The sequence below is a fragment of the Pseudomonas sp. RC10-4-2 genome, assembly GCF_050433085.1.
Lineage (GTDB): Bacteria > Pseudomonadota > Gammaproteobacteria > Pseudomonadales > Pseudomonadaceae > Pseudomonas > Pseudomonas aeruginosa.
Genome location: NZ_JBNPXX010000011.1, coordinates 1 through 16,923, shown reverse-complemented (window position 1 = coordinate 16,923; position 16,923 = coordinate 1). Strand labels below are relative to the sequence as shown.

15 protein-coding genes are annotated in these 16,923 nt (G+C 65.4%); 11 read left to right on the top strand and 4 right to left on the bottom strand.

Translation table 11 applies throughout. The annotated features are described in order from the left end of the window. Nucleotides 1-147: 147 nt before the first annotated feature. The 8 genes from FHW81_RS30310 to FHW81_RS30275 all read left to right on the top strand — a co-directional run bounded on the left by FHW81_RS30310 (nucleotide 148) and on the right by FHW81_RS30275 (nucleotide 9,538). Entirely contained in the window at nucleotides 148-900 is a 753-nt protein-coding gene (locus FHW81_RS30310) for a gamma-glutamyl-gamma-aminobutyrate hydrolase family protein (RefSeq protein WP_003112938.1), read from the top strand. Between the two features lie 40 nt (nucleotides 901-940). After that, nucleotides 941-2,299: a glutamine synthetase family protein gene (locus FHW81_RS30305; protein ID WP_003084290.1), complete on the top strand. Its 1,359-nt coding sequence runs from the start codon at nucleotides 941-943 to the stop codon at nucleotides 2,297-2,299. A gap of 64 nt (nucleotides 2,300-2,363) precedes the next feature. Next, complete coding sequence (spuC, locus tag FHW81_RS30300) at nucleotides 2,364-3,734, top strand: putrescine--pyruvate aminotransferase (protein ID WP_003084297.1); 1,371 nt, start codon at nucleotides 2,364-2,366, stop codon at nucleotides 3,732-3,734. Between the two features lie 115 nt (nucleotides 3,735-3,849). After that, complete coding sequence (gene spuD, locus FHW81_RS30295) at nucleotides 3,850-4,953, top strand: putrescine-binding protein SpuD (protein WP_003084299.1); 1,104 nt, start codon at nucleotides 3,850-3,852, stop codon at nucleotides 4,951-4,953. A 418-nt stretch (nucleotides 4,954-5,371) separates the two neighbouring features. After that, complete coding sequence (gene spuE / locus FHW81_RS30290) at nucleotides 5,372-6,469, top strand: spermidine-binding protein SpuE (protein ID WP_003084301.1); 1,098 nt, start codon at nucleotides 5,372-5,374, stop codon at nucleotides 6,467-6,469. 54 nt (nucleotides 6,470-6,523) lie between these two features. Continuing rightward, nucleotides 6,524-7,678, top strand: coding sequence for an ABC transporter ATP-binding protein (locus FHW81_RS30285; RefSeq protein WP_080911319.1), 1,155 nt, complete (start codon nucleotides 6,524-6,526; stop codon nucleotides 7,676-7,678). A 26-nt stretch (nucleotides 7,679-7,704) separates the two neighbouring features. Beyond that, nucleotides 7,705-8,586: an ABC transporter permease subunit gene (locus FHW81_RS30280; RefSeq protein ID WP_003121722.1), complete on the top strand. Its 882-nt coding sequence runs from the start codon at nucleotides 7,705-7,707 to the stop codon at nucleotides 8,584-8,586. A gap of 82 nt (nucleotides 8,587-8,668) precedes the next feature. Continuing rightward, complete coding sequence (locus FHW81_RS30275; RefSeq protein WP_003084307.1) at nucleotides 8,669-9,538, top strand: ABC transporter permease subunit; 870 nt, start codon at nucleotides 8,669-8,671, stop codon at nucleotides 9,536-9,538. A gap of 177 nt (nucleotides 9,539-9,715) precedes the next feature. Here the strand turns inward: FHW81_RS30275 and hacB are convergent, their stop codons facing one another. Next, nucleotides 9,716-12,103, bottom strand: a complete 2,388-nt coding sequence (gene hacB / locus FHW81_RS30270; protein ID WP_080911320.1) for an N-acylhomoserine lactone acylase HacB — start codon at nucleotides 12,101-12,103, stop codon at nucleotides 9,716-9,718. Nucleotides 12,104-12,213: 110 nt separating this feature from the next. Here hacB and FHW81_RS30265 point away from each other — a divergent pair, with 110 nt between their 5' ends. Next, on the top strand, nucleotides 12,214-13,266 hold the full coding sequence (locus FHW81_RS30265) for an AraC family transcriptional regulator (protein WP_080911321.1): 1,053 nt from the start codon (nucleotides 12,214-12,216) through the stop codon (nucleotides 13,264-13,266). Here the strand turns inward: FHW81_RS30265 and FHW81_RS30260 are convergent. Together FHW81_RS30260 and FHW81_RS30255 are read right to left on the bottom strand one after the other, a co-directional pair. Then, complete coding sequence (locus tag FHW81_RS30260; protein WP_003084314.1) at nucleotides 13,245-13,748, bottom strand: hypothetical protein; 504 nt, start codon at nucleotides 13,746-13,748, stop codon at nucleotides 13,245-13,247. The genes FHW81_RS30265 and FHW81_RS30260 overlap by 22 nt on opposite strands. A 104-nt stretch (nucleotides 13,749-13,852) precedes the next feature. After that, nucleotides 13,853-14,464, bottom strand: a complete 612-nt coding sequence (locus tag FHW81_RS30255; protein ID WP_021263265.1) for a DUF6436 domain-containing protein — start codon at nucleotides 14,462-14,464, stop codon at nucleotides 13,853-13,855. Nucleotides 14,465-14,540: 76 nt separating this feature from the next. Here FHW81_RS30255 and FHW81_RS30250 point away from each other — a divergent pair, with 76 nt between their 5' ends. After that, on the top strand, nucleotides 14,541-15,482 hold the full coding sequence (locus FHW81_RS30250; protein WP_003084318.1) for an alpha/beta hydrolase: 942 nt from the start codon (nucleotides 14,541-14,543) through the stop codon (nucleotides 15,480-15,482). Between the two features lie 19 nt (nucleotides 15,483-15,501). On the opposite strand, the gene FHW81_RS30245 is transcribed toward FHW81_RS30250, so the two are convergent. Beyond that, nucleotides 15,502-16,254: a hypothetical protein gene (locus FHW81_RS30245; protein WP_003084320.1), complete on the bottom strand. Its 753-nt coding sequence runs from the start codon at nucleotides 16,252-16,254 to the stop codon at nucleotides 15,502-15,504. Between the two features lie 48 nt (nucleotides 16,255-16,302). On the opposite strand from FHW81_RS30245, the gene FHW81_RS30240 reads away from it, so the two are divergent. Further along, nucleotides 16,303-16,923: 2OG-Fe(II) oxygenase (locus FHW81_RS30240; RefSeq protein ID WP_429481493.1), on the top strand; the 621-nt coding region annotated here is incomplete at its 3' end.

Here is a 16,923-nt window from a genome sequence, read left to right as displayed (position 1 = left end):
TTTTCGCCGGACGAAAAGCCGAAAAAAACCTCGCGTCGAAGGGTGTTCAGGAGTGCGTGTTCAATTTTTTACAGGCCTATTGTGTAAAAAAATGAACAACGCTAAGCTCGGTCAAACCCCATAACATCTACAAACAACGGGTGTCTCATGTCTCGCCTGCCGTTAATCGGCGTCACCGCCTGCACCAAGCAGATCGGTCTTCATCCCTACCACATTGCCGGCGACAAATATCTGCGTGCCGTCGTCAACGGCGCTGGCGGTCTCCCGCTGATCATTCCTGCGCTGGGCGAGTCGATCGACCAGGCAGCCCTGCTGGACAGCGTCGACGGCTTGCTCTTCACTGGCTCGCCGTCGAACGTCGAGCCCCGTCATTATAGTGGACCGGCGAGCGAGCCCGGCACCCTCCACGACTCCGACCGCGACGCCACCACGCTGCCGCTGGTCCGCGCCGCCATCGACGCCGGCATTCCGGTCCTCGGCATCTGCCGCGGTTTCCAGGAAATGAACGTGGCTTTCGGCGGCAGCCTGCACCAGAAGGTGCACGAGGTCGGAACCTTCATGGACCACCGCGAGCCGGCCGACCAGCCGCTCGAGGTTCAGTACGCGCCGCGCCATGCCATGCATGTGCAGCCGGGCGGAGTGCTCGCCGGTATCGGCTTGCCGAGCGAGTTCCAGGTCAATTCCATCCATGGCCAGGGCGTTGATCGTCTGGCGCCGGGCCTTCGAGTAGAAGCACTGGCGCCTGACGGGTTGGTCGAAGCCATCTCCGTAGAAGGTGCAAAAGCCTTCGCTCTTGGTGTGCAATGGCACCCGGAGTGGCAGGTTCTGACGAACCCCAACTATCTCGCTATCTTCCAGGCTTTCGGTAAGGCCTGCAGCAAGAGGGCGGGGCAACGTTGAGTCCGGCTGTTGGGGCCGGACTCTCAACCCTGAGGTCTTTATGACTACCAAGTTAGACCAGCTGACCAGCTGGCTGAAGGAACGCAAGATCACCGAAGTGGAATGCCTGATTTCCGATCTGACAGGCATCGCCCGCGGCAAGATCTCGCCGACCAACAAATTCATCGCGGAAAAGGGCATGCGCCTGCCGGAGAGCGTTCTGCTGCAGACCGTCACCGGCGACTACGTGGAAGACGACATTTACTACGACCTGCTCGACCCGGCCGACATCGATATGGTCTGCCGCCCGGACGAGAATGCCGTGTTCCTCGTCCCCTGGGCCATCGAGCCCACCGCGATGGTGATCCACGACACCTTCGACAAGCTCGGCAATCCCATCGAGCTGTCGCCGCGCAACATCCTCAAGCGCGTGTTGAAGATGTATGCCGACAAGGGCTGGCGGCCGATCGTGGCGCCAGAGATGGAGTTCTACCTGACCAAGCGCAGCGACGACCCCGACTATCCGCTGCAGGCCCCGGTGGGCCGCTCCGGACGCCAGGAAACCGGGCGCCAGTCGTTCTCCATCGACGCCGCCAACGAGTTCGACCCGCTGTTTGAGGACATGTACGACTGGTGCGAGGCCCAGGGCCTTGACCTGGATACGCTGATCCACGAGGAAGGCACCGCGCAGATGGAGATCAACTTCCGTCATGGCGACGCCCTCGACCTGGCCGACCAGATTCTGGTGTTCAAGCGCACCATGCGCGAGGCCGCGCTCAAGCACAACGTCGCCGCGACCTTCATGGCCAAGCCGATGACCGGCGAGCCGGGCAGCGCGATGCACCTGCACCAGAGCATCGTCGACGTGAAGACCGGCAAGAACATCTTCTCCAATGCCGACGGCACCATGAGCGAGCTGTTCCTGCACCATATCGGCGGCCTGCAGAAGTTCATCCCGGAAGTGCTGCCGCTGTTCGCGCCTAACGTGAACTCGTTCCGCCGCTTCCTGCCCGATACCTCGGCGCCGGTGAACGTCGAGTGGGGCGAAGAGAACCGTACCGTCGGCCTGCGCGTGCCGGATTCCAGCCCGGAGAACCGCCGGGTCGAGAACCGTCTCGCCGGCGCCGACGCCAACCCTTACCTGGCGCTGGCTGCCAGCCTGCTGTGCGGCTACATCGGCATGGTCGAAGGCATCAAGCCGAGCGCCCAGGTCAAAGGTCGCGGCTATGAACGCCGTAACCTGCGCCTGCCGCTGACGATCGAAGCGGCGCTGGAGCGCATGGAGAACTGCAAGCCCCTCGAGCAGTATCTCGGCAGCAAGTTCATCAGCGGCTACGTCGCGGTGAAGCGTGCGGAGCACGAGAATTTCAAGCGGGTAATCAGCTCCTGGGAGCGGGAATTCCTCCTGCTTTCCGTTTGATCCTGACGGGGGCGGCCGGCGTGGTCCGCCGCTCCCGGACAGTCTTGAATAGAAGAGGTGTGACATGAACAGCCAAATCACCAACGCCAAGACCCGTGAGTGGCAGGCGTTGAGCCGCGACCACCATCTGCCGCCGTTCACCGACTACAAGCAGTTGAACGAGAAGGGCGCGCGGATCATCACCAAGGCCGAAGGCGTCTATATCTGGGACAGCGAGGGCAACAAGATCCTCGATGCGATGGCCGGCCTCTGGTGCGTCAACGTCGGCTACGGCCGCGAGGAGCTGGTCCAGGCCGCCACCCGGCAGATGCGCGAGTTGCCGTTCTACAACCTGTTCTTCCAGACCGCCCACCCGCCGGTGGTCGAGCTGGCCAAGGCGATCGCCGACGTCGCTCCGGAAGGCATGAACCACGTGTTCTTCACCGGCTCCGGCTCCGAGGCCAACGACACCGTGCTGCGCATGGTCCGTCACTATTGGGCGACCAAGGGCCAGCCGCAGAAGAAAGTGGTGATCGGCCGCTGGAACGGCTACCACGGCTCCACCGTCGCCGGCGTCAGCCTGGGCGGCATGAAGGCGTTGCATGAGCAGGGTGATTTCCCCATCCCGGGCATCGTCCACATCGCCCAGCCCTACTGGTACGGCGAGGGCGGCGACATGTCGCCGGACGAATTCGGCGTCTGGGCCGCCGAGCAGCTGGAGAAGAAGATTCTCGAAGTGGGCGAGGAAAACGTCGCCGCCTTCATCGCCGAGCCGATCCAGGGCGCCGGCGGCGTGATCGTCCCGCCGGACACCTACTGGCCGAAGATCCGCGAGATCCTCGCCAAGTACGACATCCTGTTCATCGCCGACGAAGTGATCTGCGGCTTCGGCCGTACCGGCGAGTGGTTCGGCAGCCAGTACTACGGCAACGCCCCGGACCTGATGCCGATCGCCAAGGGCCTCACCTCCGGCTACATCCCCATGGGCGGGGTGGTGGTGCGCGACGAGATCGTCGAAGTGCTCAACCAGGGCGGCGAGTTCTACCACGGCTTCACCTATTCCGGTCACCCGGTGGCGGCCGCCGTGGCCCTGGAGAACATCCGCATCCTGCGCGAAGAGAAGATCATCGAGAAGGTGAAGGCGGAAACGGCACCGTATTTGCAGAAACGCTGGCAGGAGCTGGCCGACCACCCGTTGGTGGGCGAAGCGCGCGGGGTCGGCATGGTCGCCGCCCTGGAGCTGGTCAAGAACAAGAAGACCCGCGAGCGTTTCACCGACAAGGGCGTCGGGATGCTGTGCCGGGAACATTGTTTCCGCAACGGTTTGATCATGCGCGCGGTGGGCGACACTATGATTATCTCGCCGCCGCTGGTGATCGATCCGTCGCAGATCGATGAGTTGATCACCCTGGCGCGCAAGTGCCTCGATCAGACCGCCGCCGCCGTCTTGGCTTGAGTCCCTGAGCGGACTTTTGCCAGACTGCGCCAGTGCGTTGGCCAGGCTCACCGGGTGGTGACGCGATCGGTTGCGCCACCGCCCGGATACTTCAACAAAAATGGAGCTACCCCGCATGATGAAACGTTTCGGTAAGACCCTGCTCGCCCTGACCTTGGCGGGCTCTGTGGCCGGTATGGCGCAGGCTGCGGACAACAAGGTACTGCACGTCTACAACTGGTCCGACTACATCGCGCCGGACACCCTGGAGAAGTTCACCAAGGAAACCGGGATCAAGGTCGTCTACGACGTCTACGACAGCAACGAAGTGCTGGAAGCCAAGTTGCTGGCGGGCAAGTCCGGGTACGACGTGGTGGTGCCGTCCAACTCCTTCCTCGCCAAGCAGATCAAGGCCGGGGTCTACCAGAAACTCGACAAGTCCAAGCTGCCGAACTGGAAGAACCTGAACAAGGACCTGATGCACACCCTGGAAGTCAGCGACCCGGGCAACGAGCATGCGATTCCCTACATGTGGGGCACCATCGGCATCGGCTACAACCCGGACAAGGTCAAGGCGGCCTTCGGCGACAACGCGCCGGTGGATTCCTGGGACCTGGTATTCAAGCCGGAGAACATCCAGAAGCTGAAGCAGTGCGGCGTCAGCTTCCTCGACTCGCCGACCGAGATCCTCCCGGCGGCCCTGCACTATCTCGGCTACAAGCCGGACACCGACAATCCCAAGGAACTCAAGGCGGCCGAAGAGCTGTTCCTGAAGATCCGTCCCTACGTCACCTACTTCCACTCGTCGAAGTACATTTCCGACCTGGCCAACGGCAACATCTGCGTCGCCATCGGCTACTCCGGCGACATCTACCAGGCCAAATCCCGCGCCGAAGAGGCGAAGAACAAGGTCACCGTCAAGTACAACATTCCCAAGGAAGGCGCCGGCAGCTTCTTCGACATGGTCGCCATTCCCAAGGACGCCGAGAACACCGAGGGCGCCCTGGCCTTCGTCAACTTCCTGATGAAGCCGGAAATCATGGCCGAGATCACCGACGTGGTTCAGTTCCCCAACGGCAACGCGGCGGCCACCCCGCTGGTGTCCGAGGCGATCCGCAACGACCCGGGCATCTACCCGAGCGAAGAGGTCATGAAGAAGCTGTATACCTTCCCCGACCTGCCGGCCAAGACCCAGCGGGCGATGACCCGCAGCTGGACCAAGATCAAGTCCGGCAAGTGATCCGCGAGGAGCCCGGCGGCGCCTGAAGCCGCCGGCGCTCCGGCACGAGAGAACCGGAACGCGGCCGGGTTTCCTCCGGCCACGCTCCCCTGCGAAGAGGTTCGACTCTTTTGCCCGTTCGTCCAGACGCTTCCTCCTGGGGGCCCGACGACCGGACGCAGTATCGACGACGAAGACGCTGCCATGGGCGCTGCGCCAATCTGCCGCGCCGGGGCCGGTCGTGTCGCTCGCACCGGGGCCGAGGGCCCGGAAAACCTGAAACCAACACGCCGGTAGGGAACCCAGCTCACTCATGTTTCCCGGCGGAATCGTCGGGTTGTCATGAAACCCGAGTGATCTGGGCTTACATCGGCACTTGAAGAACACGGGTCGAACAGGCAGGGTGCTGCCGTGAAAAGGCCCGGAACAGGAGTCGGACATGCAACATTCCATTGGCAAGACACTGCTGGTAGCCGCTCTGGCTACGGCGATCGCGGGCCCCGTGCAGGCGGAGAAGAAGAGCCTGCACATCTATAACTGGACCGATTACATCGCTCCCACCACCCTCAAGGACTTCACCAAGGAGAGCGGGATCGACGTCAGCTACGACGTCTTCGACTCCAACGAGACCCTCGAGGGCAAGCTGGTCTCCGGCCACTCCGGTTACGACATCGTGGTGCCGTCGAACAACTTCCTCGGCAAGCAGATCCAGGCCGGTGCCTTCCAGAAGCTGGACAAGAGCAAGCTGCCGAACTGGAAGAACCTCGATCCGGCGCTGCTCAAGCAACTGGAGGTCAGCGACCCGGGCAACCAGTACGCAGTTCCCTACCTGTGGGGCACCAACGGCATCGGCTACAACGTGGCCAAGGTCAAGGAAGTCCTCGGCGACCAGCCGATCGACTCCTGGGCCATCCTCTTCGAGCCGGAGAACATGAAGAAGCTCGCCAAGTGCGGCGTGGCCTTCATGGACAGCGGCGACGAGATGCTGCCCGCCGCCCTCAACTACCTGGGGCTGGACCCCAACACCCACGACCCGAAGGACTACAAGAAGGCCGAGGAAGTCCTGACCAAGGTTCGCCCCTACGTCAGCTACTTCCACTCCTCCAAGTACATCTCCGACCTGGCCAACGGCAACATCTGCGTCGCCTTCGGCTATTCCGGGGACGTCTTCCAGGCCGCTGCCCGCGCCGAAGAGGCCGGCAAGGGCATCGACATCCAGTACGTGATTCCCAAGGAAGGCGCCAACCTGTGGTTCGACCTGATGGCGATTCCCGCCGATGCCAAGGCCGCCGATAACGCCTATGCGTTCATCGACTACCTGCTGCGTCCGGAGGTGATCGCCAAGGTCAGCGACTACGTCGGCTACGCCAACGCGATACCGGGGGCCCGCCCGCTGATGGACAAGAGCGTCAGCGACAGCGAGGAGGTGTATCCGCCGCAGGCCGTGCTCGACAAGCTCTACGTTTCCGCCGTGTTGCCGGCCAAGGTGCTGCGCCTGCAGACCCGTACCTGGACCCGGATCAAGACCGGCAAATAAGTTCAAATTCCGCCCGGTAGCGTGACCGGGCTCAACGACTTGGGAGTTGTGGTAATGGCGATAGCCTCCGGTGCCTACAAGAAAGCCCTAGAGGGCAACCAGCAGCCGAAAGAGGTGCTGGTAAAGATCGACCGGGTAACCAAGCAGTTCGACGAGACGCTGGCGGTGGACACCGTGTCCCTGACCATCAACAAGGGCGAGATCTTCGCCCTGCTCGGCGGCTCCGGCTCGGGTAAATCCACCCTGTTGCGCATGCTCGCCGGTTTCGAGCGGCCCACCGAGGGGCGGATCTTCCTCGATGGCCAGGACATCACCGACCTGCCGCCCTACGAGCGACCGATCAACATGATGTTCCAGTCCTATGCGCTGTTCCCGCACATGAGCGTGGCGCAGAACATCGCCTTCGGCCTCAAGCAGGACGGCCTGCCCAAGGCCGAGATCGACGAGCGCGTGGCCGAGATGCTCAAGCTGGTGCACATGACCCAGTACGCCAAGCGCAAGCCGCACCAGCTCTCCGGCGGCCAGCGCCAGCGGGTGGCCCTGGCCCGTTCGCTGGCCAAGCGGCCGAAGCTGCTGCTGCTCGACGAGCCGATGGGCGCGCTGGACAAGAAGCTGCGCTCGCAGATGCAACTGGAACTGGTGGAGATCATCGAGCGCGTCGGCGTGACCTGCGTGATGGTGACCCACGACCAGGAAGAGGCCATGACCATGGCCCAGCGCATCGCCATCATGCACCTGGGCTGCATCGAGCAGATCGGCAGCCCGATGGACATCTACGAGACCCCGGCGAGCCGCCTGGTCTGTGAGTTCATCGGCAACGTCAACCTGTTCGACGGCGTGCTGGTGGAGGACGTGCAGGACCATGCGGTGATCGCCTGCTCGCAGCTGGAGAACCCGATCTACATCGGCCACGGCATCAGCACCCGCGCCGAGGACAAGCGCATCACCTACGCGCTGCGGCCGGAGAAGGTGATGATCAGCGCGCAGAAGCCGGACAACCTGGAACACGCCGGGCACAACTGGGCCCAGGGCACCGTCTACGACATCGCCTACCTTGGCGGCCACTCGGTGTACTACATCAAGCTGGCCTCCGGGATGATCGTCCAGGCCTTCATGGCCAACGCCGAGCGCCACGTCGCCCGGCCGACCTGGGACCAGTCGGTGTACATCAGCTGGTACGACGACAGCGGCGTGGTACTGCAGTCATGAAATTCGCCAACAGCCTGAAAAAGCGCATGCCCACCGGGCGGCATGCGGTCATCGGGGTGCCGTTCCTGTGGCTCTTCCTGTTCTTCCTGCTGCCCTTCGCCATCGTGCTGAAGATCAGCCTGGCGGAAGCGGACGTGGCCATCCCGCCCTACACCGAGATCTTCGCCTACGCGGACCAGCAGTTGCAGGTGCTCCTCAACCTCGGCAACTACCTGATGCTGACCGATGACCCGCTCTACATCGATGCCTACCTCGGCTCGCTGAAGATGGCCTTCATCAGTACCCTGATCTGCCTGCTGGTGGGCTACCCGATGGCCTACGCCATCGCCCGCTCCAGCCAGTCCTCGCAGACCGTCCTGCTGCTGCTGATCATGATGCCGACCTGGACGGCGATCCTGATCCGGGTCTATGCCTGGATGGGCATCCTTTCCAACAACGGCCTGCTCAACAGCGTACTGATGGGGCTGGGGCTCATCAGCGAGCCGCTGACCATCCTCAATACCAACATCGCGGTGTACATCGGCATCGTCTATTCCTACCTGCCGTTCATGATCCTGCCGCTCTACGCCAACCTGGTGAAGCACGACCCGAGCCTGCTGGAGGCCGCTTCCGACCTGGGCGCGCGTAACTTCACCAGCTTCTGGAAGATCACCGTGCCGCTGTCGAAGAACGGCATCATCGCCGGCTGCATGCTGGTGTTCATCCCGGCGGTGGGCGAGTTCGTCATCCCGGAACTGCTCGGCGGCCCCGAGACCCTGATGATCGGCAAGGTGCTCTGGCAGGAGTTCTTCAACAACCGCGACTGGCCGGTGGCGTCCGCCCTGGCGGTGGTGATGCTGGCGATCCTGATCATCCCGATCATCCTGTTCAACAAGAACCAGGCCAAAGAACTGGAGGGCAAGGTATGAGCCAGCACAGCGTATCCCGCTCCGTATCCCGTTCAACAGGCTCTCCATCCAGAAGCGTGGCCAAAGAACTGGAGGGCAAGGTATGAAGCGCTGGAATTTCTCCAACGTCATGCTGATCGTCGGCCTGCTCTTCATCTACCTGCCGATGCTGATCCTGGTGATCTATTCGTTCAACGCCTCCAAGCTGGTGACGGTGTGGGGCGGCTGGTCGGTGAAGTGGTACGTCGGCCTGCTGGACAACACCCAACTGGTCAGTTCGGTCGGACGCTCCCTGGAGATCGCCTTCTATACGGCGTTCTCCTCGGTGCTCCTCGGCACCCTGGCGGCCTTCGTCCTCACCCGCATCCCGCGCTTCCGCGGTCGTACGCTGTTCGGCGGCATGGTCACCGCGCCGCTGGTGATGCCGGAAGTGATCACCGGCCTGTCGCTGCTGCTGTTGTTCGTGGCCATGGCGCAACTGATCGGCTGGCCGCAGGAGCGGGGTATCGTGACCATCTGGATCGCCCACACCAGCTTCTGCTCGTCCTACGTGGCGGTGGTGGTGTCGGCGCGCCTGCGTGAACTCGACCTGTCGATCGAGGAAGCGGCGATGGACCTGGGCGCCAAGCCCTGGAAGGTGTTCCTGCTGATCACCATCCCGATGATCGCGCCCTCGCTGGCGGCGGGCGGCATGATGTCCTTCGCCCTGTCGCTGGACGACCTGGTACTGGCCAGCTTCGTCTCCGGACCCGGCTCGACCACCTTGCCGATGGAAGTGTTCTCGGCGGTACGCCTGGGCGTGAAGCCGGAGATCAACGCGGTGGCCAGCCTGATCCTGCTGAGCGTTTCGCTGTTCACCTTCTTCGCCTGGTACTTCACCCGCCAGGCCGAGGAGCGGCGTCGCCGGGCGATCCAGCAGGCGATGGAAGAGACCGCGACCGACTGGCAGAAAGGCTCGCCGACCCCGGCCTGAGCCCTCCGCCGAAAAGAAAAGGCCACCTGCGGGTGGCCTTTTTCATTGGCGCGTCGGTGGCGGGAAATGCCTGGCTACGCTCCGTAGGGCGACGCCCGAGGCGTTATCCGCCGATACCCCGTTGTATCCGGCGGACAACCACCATGCGGCTACTCGCCCGACCCCACGCCGGCCGGCTCAGCGCTTCGGTTCCAGCACCAGCACGCCCTTGCTGTTCGCCTTCACCTCGTTTTCCTCGTAGTGCTGCGGCAGGTAGTGGCCCTCGATGTAGGCCTCGGCCTGGTCGTCGTAGTGGCCGTCGAAGGGCACGCCGCTCTGCCCGACCGGGTTGATGCCGAGGCTGTGGGTCGGGTCGGCGAAGTCCACCAGGCGCCGGGTCGATGGACCGTAGGTGACCGCCCAGGGGGCCGGGCCGATCTTCGCCGACAGATTGTTCGGTACCTCGTGGGTGCCGGGGGCGGCGAACGGACCGACGTTGAGAAGGCGCTTGAGCAGCGCTTGCTGGCCCAGGGCGTGCTCGTGGGTCAGGGTATGCGCCTTGCCCCACAGCCAGCCGGACGGGTCGTTGCCGAGGGTGCCGCGCAGATGCGCGAGGGAGGCGTTCCAGGCGGTCCTGACGATATCCGCGCGGGTTTCCCGGCGCTCTGTGCGGCGGTCGTCCCACCAGGGCGAGTCGGCGTCGGCAGCCAGCCGAGGCAGCGCGCTGTCGATGGCGCGGGTGGCGATCAGGCTGTCGAAGAAGGCATCGCCCAGTTCGTCGTGCAAGGCGCCCTCGGCAATCTGGAACAGCAACTGGTTGAACAGCGTGGCGGCGGTCGAGTCGACCGGGTAGTCGCCCTTCCAGGCCGCCAGTTGCTCGACCAGGCGCTTGCCTTCGGCGTCGTCGACCACCTCGCGCAGGACCGGCAGCAAGGGTGCGAGCAGGCGCGGCGCGTAGCCGGTGCGATTGCCGAGTTGCAGCGCGCGGCTGTTGTCCAGGTTCCATTTGGTGCCGCGGTCGGCCAGTTGGGTATCCAGCCACTGGCCGCGGTCCGCCAGGTTGTAGTAGCCGGGAATCGGCCGGCCATTGGCCGGGACCGGCTGGAAGTTGGCGGAGACGATGTAGCCGCGCGCCGGGTTTTCCTCCTGCGGGTTGTCGGCGAACGGATAGAAGCCGGACTTGTCCGCCTCGCCCTTGCTGCCGTCGAGGATGAAGCTCGGGTTCACTCCCTCCGGCCGCTTCGGCAGGGCCGCCGAGGCCCACCAGCCGATATCGCCGGCGGCATTGGCCCAGACCAGGTTGAGTCCTGGCGAATGGATCTTCGAGGCCGCCGCGCGGGCCTTGGCCAGGGTATCGGCGCGATTCAGCTGGTAGAAGGCGTCGAGCACCGGGTTCTCGGTCTCGAGGAAAGCCCACCACATGGCGATCGGGGTCTTGCCGGAGCTGGCGCCGAGCGCGTCGTTGACGATCGGACCGTGGGGCGAGCGGCGCAGGGTGAGCTTCACTGGGGCGGCGCCCTTGACCGCGATTTCCTGCTCCTCGCTCTGCAGGTCGACCCATTTGCCCTGGTACCAGACCTGGTTGGGGTTGTCCGGGTTGACCTTCTCGGCGACCAGGTCGAGGTCGTCGTTCTGGAACATCGTCAGGCTCCAGCCGAACGCGCGGTTGTGGCCCAGCGAGGCGAAGGGGTTGAGCGCCTGGTGGTGGCCATAGAGTTCGAAGCCGGGCGCGCTCAGCTGGGCCTCGTACCATACCGCCGGCGCGGCGAAGCGGATATGCGGGTCGCCGGCCAGCAGGGGCTTGCCGCTGGCGGTGCGGCTGCCGGCGACGACCCAGGCGTTGCTGCCCTCGAACTGCGGCAGGCCGGCGTCCTCCAGGGCCTGCTGGCTGAGACGGGCGAGGGCGCCAAGGTCCTTCCAGTCGCCGGCGCCCAGTGCGCCGGAGGGCGTCAGCACGCCCTGCGGATGCCAGTCGAGATCGAAGATGCGCAGGTAGTCGCTGCCCAGTTCGTCGCGGATGTAGGTCAGCACCGGCTCGGTGCGGAAGGCGGCGGCGAAGCTGTAGGCCATGTAGCCGGCGATGCTCAGGGTGTCTTCGGGGGTGAAGGGACGCCTGGGTATGCCCAGCAGGTCGAATTCGAGCGGCGCCGGGTTGTTTTCCTGGAACTGGTTGACCCCGTCCAGGTAGGCCTCCAGCACCTTCCAGGGCTGCGACTGCTTGTCCTGGCGGGCGCTGTATTCGGCGGCGTGGTCGCGGATGCGCAGGGTGCGGAACAGACGGTCGGTATCCACCAGCTTGGGTCCGAGCACTTCGGCCAGCTCGCCGCGCGCCAGGCGCCGCAGCATTTCCATCTGGAACAGGCGGTCCTGGGCGTGCACGTAGCCGAGGGCGCGGTAGAGGTCGGTCTGGTTCTGCGCGTACAGGTGCGGAACCCCGCGCTCGTCGTAGCGCACGTCGACCGGCGCCTGCAGGTGGGCCAGGGCGAGCGAGCCGTTGCGGAGCGGCTGCTTGGCATGGAGGTACCAGGCGCCGCCGGCAGCCGCGGCGGCGACCGCCACGGCGATCACGGTCAGGGTGCGTTTCATCGATCCTTTCTCCTTGTTGTAGTGCCGAGCATTCTGCGGATGCCGCCGGCCCGCGGCATTGACCGAAGGCTCGGACCCTGGAAATCTTTGGTCAATCGCGAGGAGCCGCCATGCAGGACGACCCGTCTACCAGCCCCCTGACCCATTCCGCCACGTTGCGGCGTCTGTTGTATGAAGCCCTGGACGCCCTCGGGCTCGACCCCACCCGCGTCTACCGCAGCGTCTACCGGCGTATCCCGCTGCCGCCGCCGACCCTGGGCGGCCGCCTGGTGCATGACAACGCCCCGTTGTTCTGGAGCGAGCTGGCGGCGGTGACCGGCGATGCCGACATCGGCCTGCACCTGGGCGAGGCAATGAAGCCGCGCCTGCTCGATGTGGTCGGCTACCTGCTGCTGTCCGCGCGCGACCTGGAGGAGGCGCTGCGCAGCTTCGTGCGTTTCCAGCACATTCTCTCCGGCGGTTTCGCCGCGCGCCTCGAGGTCGAAGGGGAAACGGCAAGGCTGATCCTCGACATCAACTACCTGGGCTATGCCTCGCTGCGCCAGCAGATCGAATGCCTGATGCTGCTGTTCCTCAAGCTGCTGGCGCTGATCAGCGACGACGAGTTCGTCGCCGAGCGCATCGAGTTCCGCCACCGAGCCCCGCCGCGGCTGGGCGAACACCGCCGGTTGTTCGGCAGGCTGCCGCTGTTCTCGCGGCCGCACGATGCCCTGGTGTTTTCCGCCGCCTTGCTGCGGCGTCCTTCGCGCAACGCCAATCCGGACATGCATGGCGTGCTGACCCGCCACGCGGAAGAACAGACCCGCGAACTCAGCGAGAACCGCTTGCTCAATCGCGTGCGCTACCTGATCGAGCTGCGCCTCGGGGAGGGCTATGGCTTGCGCCAGTGCGCGGCGGAGCTGGGCCTTGGCAGCGGCGCCTTGCAGCGTGCGCTGGCCGCTGGCGGAGCGAGTTTCCGGCAGGTTCGCGATGAGGTTCGCCGGCAGCGGGCGAGCGAGATGCTGTTGGCCGGTCGCGCCATCCGCGAGGTGGCCAAGGCTTGCGGGTTCGCCGAGCTGTCGCCGTTCTACCGGGCCTTTCGCCGCTGGCACGCCGCGCCCCCGGAGCAATACAGGGCGCGGCTGGCGAAGCGGGAAGAGGGTTACTCGACCAGCGGTACCTGACGGCCGATCTCCAGGGTGGCGATGGCGTCGAGCTGGATCTCGATCTGCAGGAAGCGCATGGCGCGCTTGGGCGAGACGTTCTTGGCGATGCGCTTGACGTACTTGTCGCGCAGTTCCAGACGGTCCTCCTGGAGGTCGTCGACACGCTCGATCAGCGTGCTCGCCTGGTCGTCGCTGACGTTGCCGCTGTTGTAGGCCTGGGCGTAGTCGAGCAGGAGCTTGAGGGTTTCCTTGCTGAGCTTGTCCGACTCGGTGCGGTAGGTGTTGTAGATCGGCCAGAACTTCTCGCCTTCCTGGTCGGTGAGGTTCATGTTGGCCTCGACGATGCGCTTGCGCTTGTAGTCGACGTCGGCCAGGTCGTTCTGGATCTGCGCCTGGTGCTCCTTCATCAGTTCCTTGCTGCTGGGCTGAGGGTCGTTCTGGGCGGCCATCAGCGGCAGGCTGACGAGGGCGAGCAGGGCGAGGGTGGGACGTAGGGACATGCAGCGACTCCTTGGTTCGGCAACGGCCCCTCGTGGGCCGACCCGGGCAGTGTAGCCGCTACGCCGTCCGGCGCCCCCTCCGGAAGGCCCGGTGTTGAGCCAGGTCAGCCTTTTTCCGGGGTCCAGGGGCAGTAGCAACCCACGGCGAGGGTATGGGTGGCATCCACCGGACGTCCCTGCAGCAGCGCTTCGAGGATCGGTTCGATGAAGCTGTTGCTGGAGGTGCATACCGCGCCCTCGCTATAGGGGCCGAAGTAGGCCAGGCGGCCGTCGCGGTCCCAGATCGCCACGGCCGGGCTGGCCGGCAACTGCTCGGAACCGGGCAGACCGGCGAGGGGGCGCAGGGCGGCCAGGTTGTCCGGCAGGCGGCCCTGGCTGCCAGGCTTCTGCAGGACATGGAACTCCACGCCCTTGCCGGCGAAGCGTTCGATCAGCTCGCCGAGGTGCTGCTGGTTGCCGACGTTGCAGGGGCAGGCCGGGTCCCAGAAATGCACCAGGCGGATCGGCCCCGGCCCGGCCAGCTCGGCCGGCAGGCGCAGGCTGTCGCCGGAGAACAGGGTGGTCTGCTCGCTGAACGGGCGGATGTAGCGGATCTCGAACCACCAGTAGGCGGCGAGCAGGCCGCCGGCCCAGAGCAGGCCGACCAGGCTGACGAGGAGCGTCTTGCGGCGGGGAGTCATGGCATTCACACGGAAAACGGGTGCCAAGCTTGCCATGTGTTCGCGCGCAGCTGAATATCCCTGGGTTTCGCCCGTGGCCCGGCCACGAATCGATTGCAGCCCGGAACCGCCGATGTCAGAAGCCTTCAACCCCGATTACCTGCGCCAGCACCTGCGACCCTTGGCCGCGGCCGAGGCGGACGCCGCCGTCCTCGCCTACCAGGCCTACTACGGCCTGGACCTGCGCTCCCGCCATCCGCGCCTGCAAGCGCGGCTCGGCAGCATGGCGGTCGATGGGCGCCGCCTGGCGGTGCAGGCCTGGCTGCTGCCGGAAGCGCGCGGCAGCCTGTTGCTGATGCATGGCTATTACGACCACATGGGACTGTATCGGCACGTGGTCGACTGGGCGCTGGGCATGGGCTTCTCGGTGCTCGCCTGCGACCTGCCGGGGCATGGCCTGTCCGAAGGCGAGCGGGCCAGCATCCGCGACTTCGCCGAATACCAGGCGGTGTTCAAGGGCCTGCTGGGCCAGGCTGCCGAACTCGACCTGGCGGCGCCCTGGCACCTCTGCGGACAAAGCACCGGTGGGGCGATCCTGCTGGACTACCTGCTGCACGGCGGCGAACGTCCCGAGCTGGGCGAGACGATTCTCCTGGCGCCGCTGGTGCGCCCGCGCGCCTGGGGCTGGTCGAAGCTCAGCTACCGCCTGCTGAGCCCCTTCGTCGACTCGATCCCGCGGCGCTTCTCGGAGAACTCCAGCGATCCGCAGTTCCTCGACTTCCTCCGCGAGCACGATCCGTTGCAGCCACGCACCCTGCCGACCGCCTGGGTCGGCGCGCTGACCCGCTGGGTGCCGCGCATCGAGCGGGCGCCTCGGCGTGCCCTGAGCCCCCTGGTGGTGCAGGGCGAGTCCGACGAGACGGTGGACTGGCGCCATGGCCTTAAGGTGCTGCGGGAGAAATTCGACGAGCCGCGGATACTGTTGCTGGAAGAGGCGCGCCATCACCTGGCGAACGAAAGCGAGGGGCTGCGGCGGCGCTATTTCGATTTCCTGAGCGACGCGCTGGGGGCCTGAATTCCAGGCCCCGCGGCGATCAGGGGGCGACCGCCTGGTCCACCGCCAGGCCGGCTTTCAGCGCGGCCAGGGCCGCCTGGTAGTAGCTGCGGCCGGCCGGCGACTCGGCGAAGTTCACGTACTGGGTGAGTTCCGCGTCGGAGAGATCGCGGTAGACATACAGCAGGGTGTTCTCCAGGTCCGCGCCGATCTGCTGTACCAGGCGCTGGCGCTGGCCTTCCAGCAACTGGCCGGTCTGTCCGCCGCCAAGCAGGCCGGGGAGGCCCGGAAGCATCTGGCTGAGGCTGTCGGCGGCGACCCCGGCCAGGGCCAGGCTGACTTCCGCACCGGCCTCTCGGGCCGGAAGGACCTGGGCCAGGCGCTTGACCAGGGCCCGGCGTGGCTCGCTGGCGGTCTGCCGCGGCAGGCCGTTGCTGTGCTGGAGCAACTGGTCGCGGCGGGTGGCGAGCACCTCGGCGGCGACCACCTTGCGTCCCAGCGGCGACTCGAAGAAATTCAGCGGGCTGGCGCTGTCCGGCAGGTTCTCGCGCAGGCCGTTGAGGGCGCGCTGGTCGACTTCGGCCGGGGCGAAGCGGCGATTGCTGTTGTCCACCAGGGTCTGGTAGAGCGCGGGTGGCAGCTTGTCCTGGTAGCGCTTCTGCGCCGCGTCCAGGGCATCGCTGAAATGCGCGCGCTGGTCGGGCCAGCCAGCGGCCTGGTACAGGCGTTGATAAGGGTCGGCCAGGGCGGGCAGACCAACCAGCAGTAAAGCGAAGGCGAGCAAAGCGCGCATTGATACTCCTTTGGCGGCGAAAGCCTCGTCGTTCGGGTGGTGCCGTCCATGGGGCGCTATTGTCGACATGCGGCGGACCGCTTGTCGAGACACCGGGGCGGCACGCTACAATGGACAATGCACATCAACGTCAATCATCCACTCCTGCATCGCATCGTCGATGAACTGGTCGACCAGGGCTGGTCGCACCAGAGCATCTTCATGCCTGAGCGTCTGACCACCAGACTGGCCGAAGAGTGCCGCATCCGTGCGGTCGCGGGCGACCTGACCCCGGCGGCGATCGGCCGCGGCGACGGCCAGGTGATCCGCGAAGGCATCCGCGGCGACCTCACGCAATGGCTGGAGCCCGGAGAATCCGTGGCCTGCGACGAATACCTGGGGGTGATGGACAGCTTGCGCCAGGCGCTCAACGCCTCGCTGTTCCTCGGCCTCGAGGATTTCGAGTGCCACTTCGCGCTGTACCCGCCGGGCGCCTATTACCAGAAGCATGTCGATCGTTTCCGCGACGACGACGCACGCACCGTCTCCGCGGTTCTCTACCTCAACGATGCCTGGTTGCCCGAGCATGGCGGCGCGCTGCGCCTGCACCTGCCGCAGCGGCAGGTGGACATCCAGCCGACGGGCGGTAGCCGGGGGGTGAAGAGCTCCCCAGGCCCCGAGCACGAAGTC

Excerpts from the sequence above, each read along its gene's own strand:
- FHW81_RS30245 (WP_003084320.1), bottom strand. The coding sequence starts at position 16,254 with ATGCGCGCTTTGCTCGCCTTCGCTTTACTGCTGGTTGGTCTGCCCGCC.
- FHW81_RS30265 (WP_080911321.1), top strand. The coding sequence starts at position 12,214 with ATGCAGGACGACCCGTCTACCAGCCCCCTGACCCATTCCGCCACGTTG.
- spuE (WP_003084301.1), top strand. The coding sequence starts at position 5,372 with ATGCAACATTCCATTGGCAAGACACTGCTGGTAGCCGCTCTGGCTACG.
- FHW81_RS30260 (WP_003084314.1), bottom strand. The coding sequence starts at position 13,748 with ATGTCCCTACGTCCCACCCTCGCCCTGCTCGCCCTCGTCAGCCTGCCG.
- spuD (WP_003084299.1), top strand. The coding sequence starts at position 3,850 with ATGATGAAACGTTTCGGTAAGACCCTGCTCGCCCTGACCTTGGCGGGC.
- FHW81_RS30255 (WP_021263265.1), bottom strand. The coding sequence starts at position 14,464 with ATGGCAAGCTTGGCACCCGTTTTCCGTGTGAATGCCATGACTCCCCGC.
- FHW81_RS30275 (WP_003084307.1), top strand. The coding sequence starts at position 8,669 with ATGAAGCGCTGGAATTTCTCCAACGTCATGCTGATCGTCGGCCTGCTC.
- FHW81_RS30280 (WP_003121722.1), top strand. The coding sequence starts at position 7,705 with ATGCCCACCGGGCGGCATGCGGTCATCGGGGTGCCGTTCCTGTGGCTC.
- FHW81_RS30250 (WP_003084318.1), top strand. The coding sequence starts at position 14,541 with ATGTCAGAAGCCTTCAACCCCGATTACCTGCGCCAGCACCTGCGACCC.
- hacB (WP_080911320.1), bottom strand. The coding sequence starts at position 12,103 with ATGAAACGCACCCTGACCGTGATCGCCGTGGCGGTCGCCGCCGCGGCT.
- FHW81_RS30285 (WP_080911319.1), top strand. The coding sequence starts at position 6,524 with ATGGCGATAGCCTCCGGTGCCTACAAGAAAGCCCTAGAGGGCAACCAG.
- FHW81_RS30305 (WP_003084290.1), top strand. The coding sequence starts at position 941 with ATGACTACCAAGTTAGACCAGCTGACCAGCTGGCTGAAGGAACGCAAG.
- FHW81_RS30310 (WP_003112938.1), top strand. The coding sequence starts at position 148 with ATGTCTCGCCTGCCGTTAATCGGCGTCACCGCCTGCACCAAGCAGATC.
- spuC (WP_003084297.1), top strand. The coding sequence starts at position 2,364 with ATGAACAGCCAAATCACCAACGCCAAGACCCGTGAGTGGCAGGCGTTG.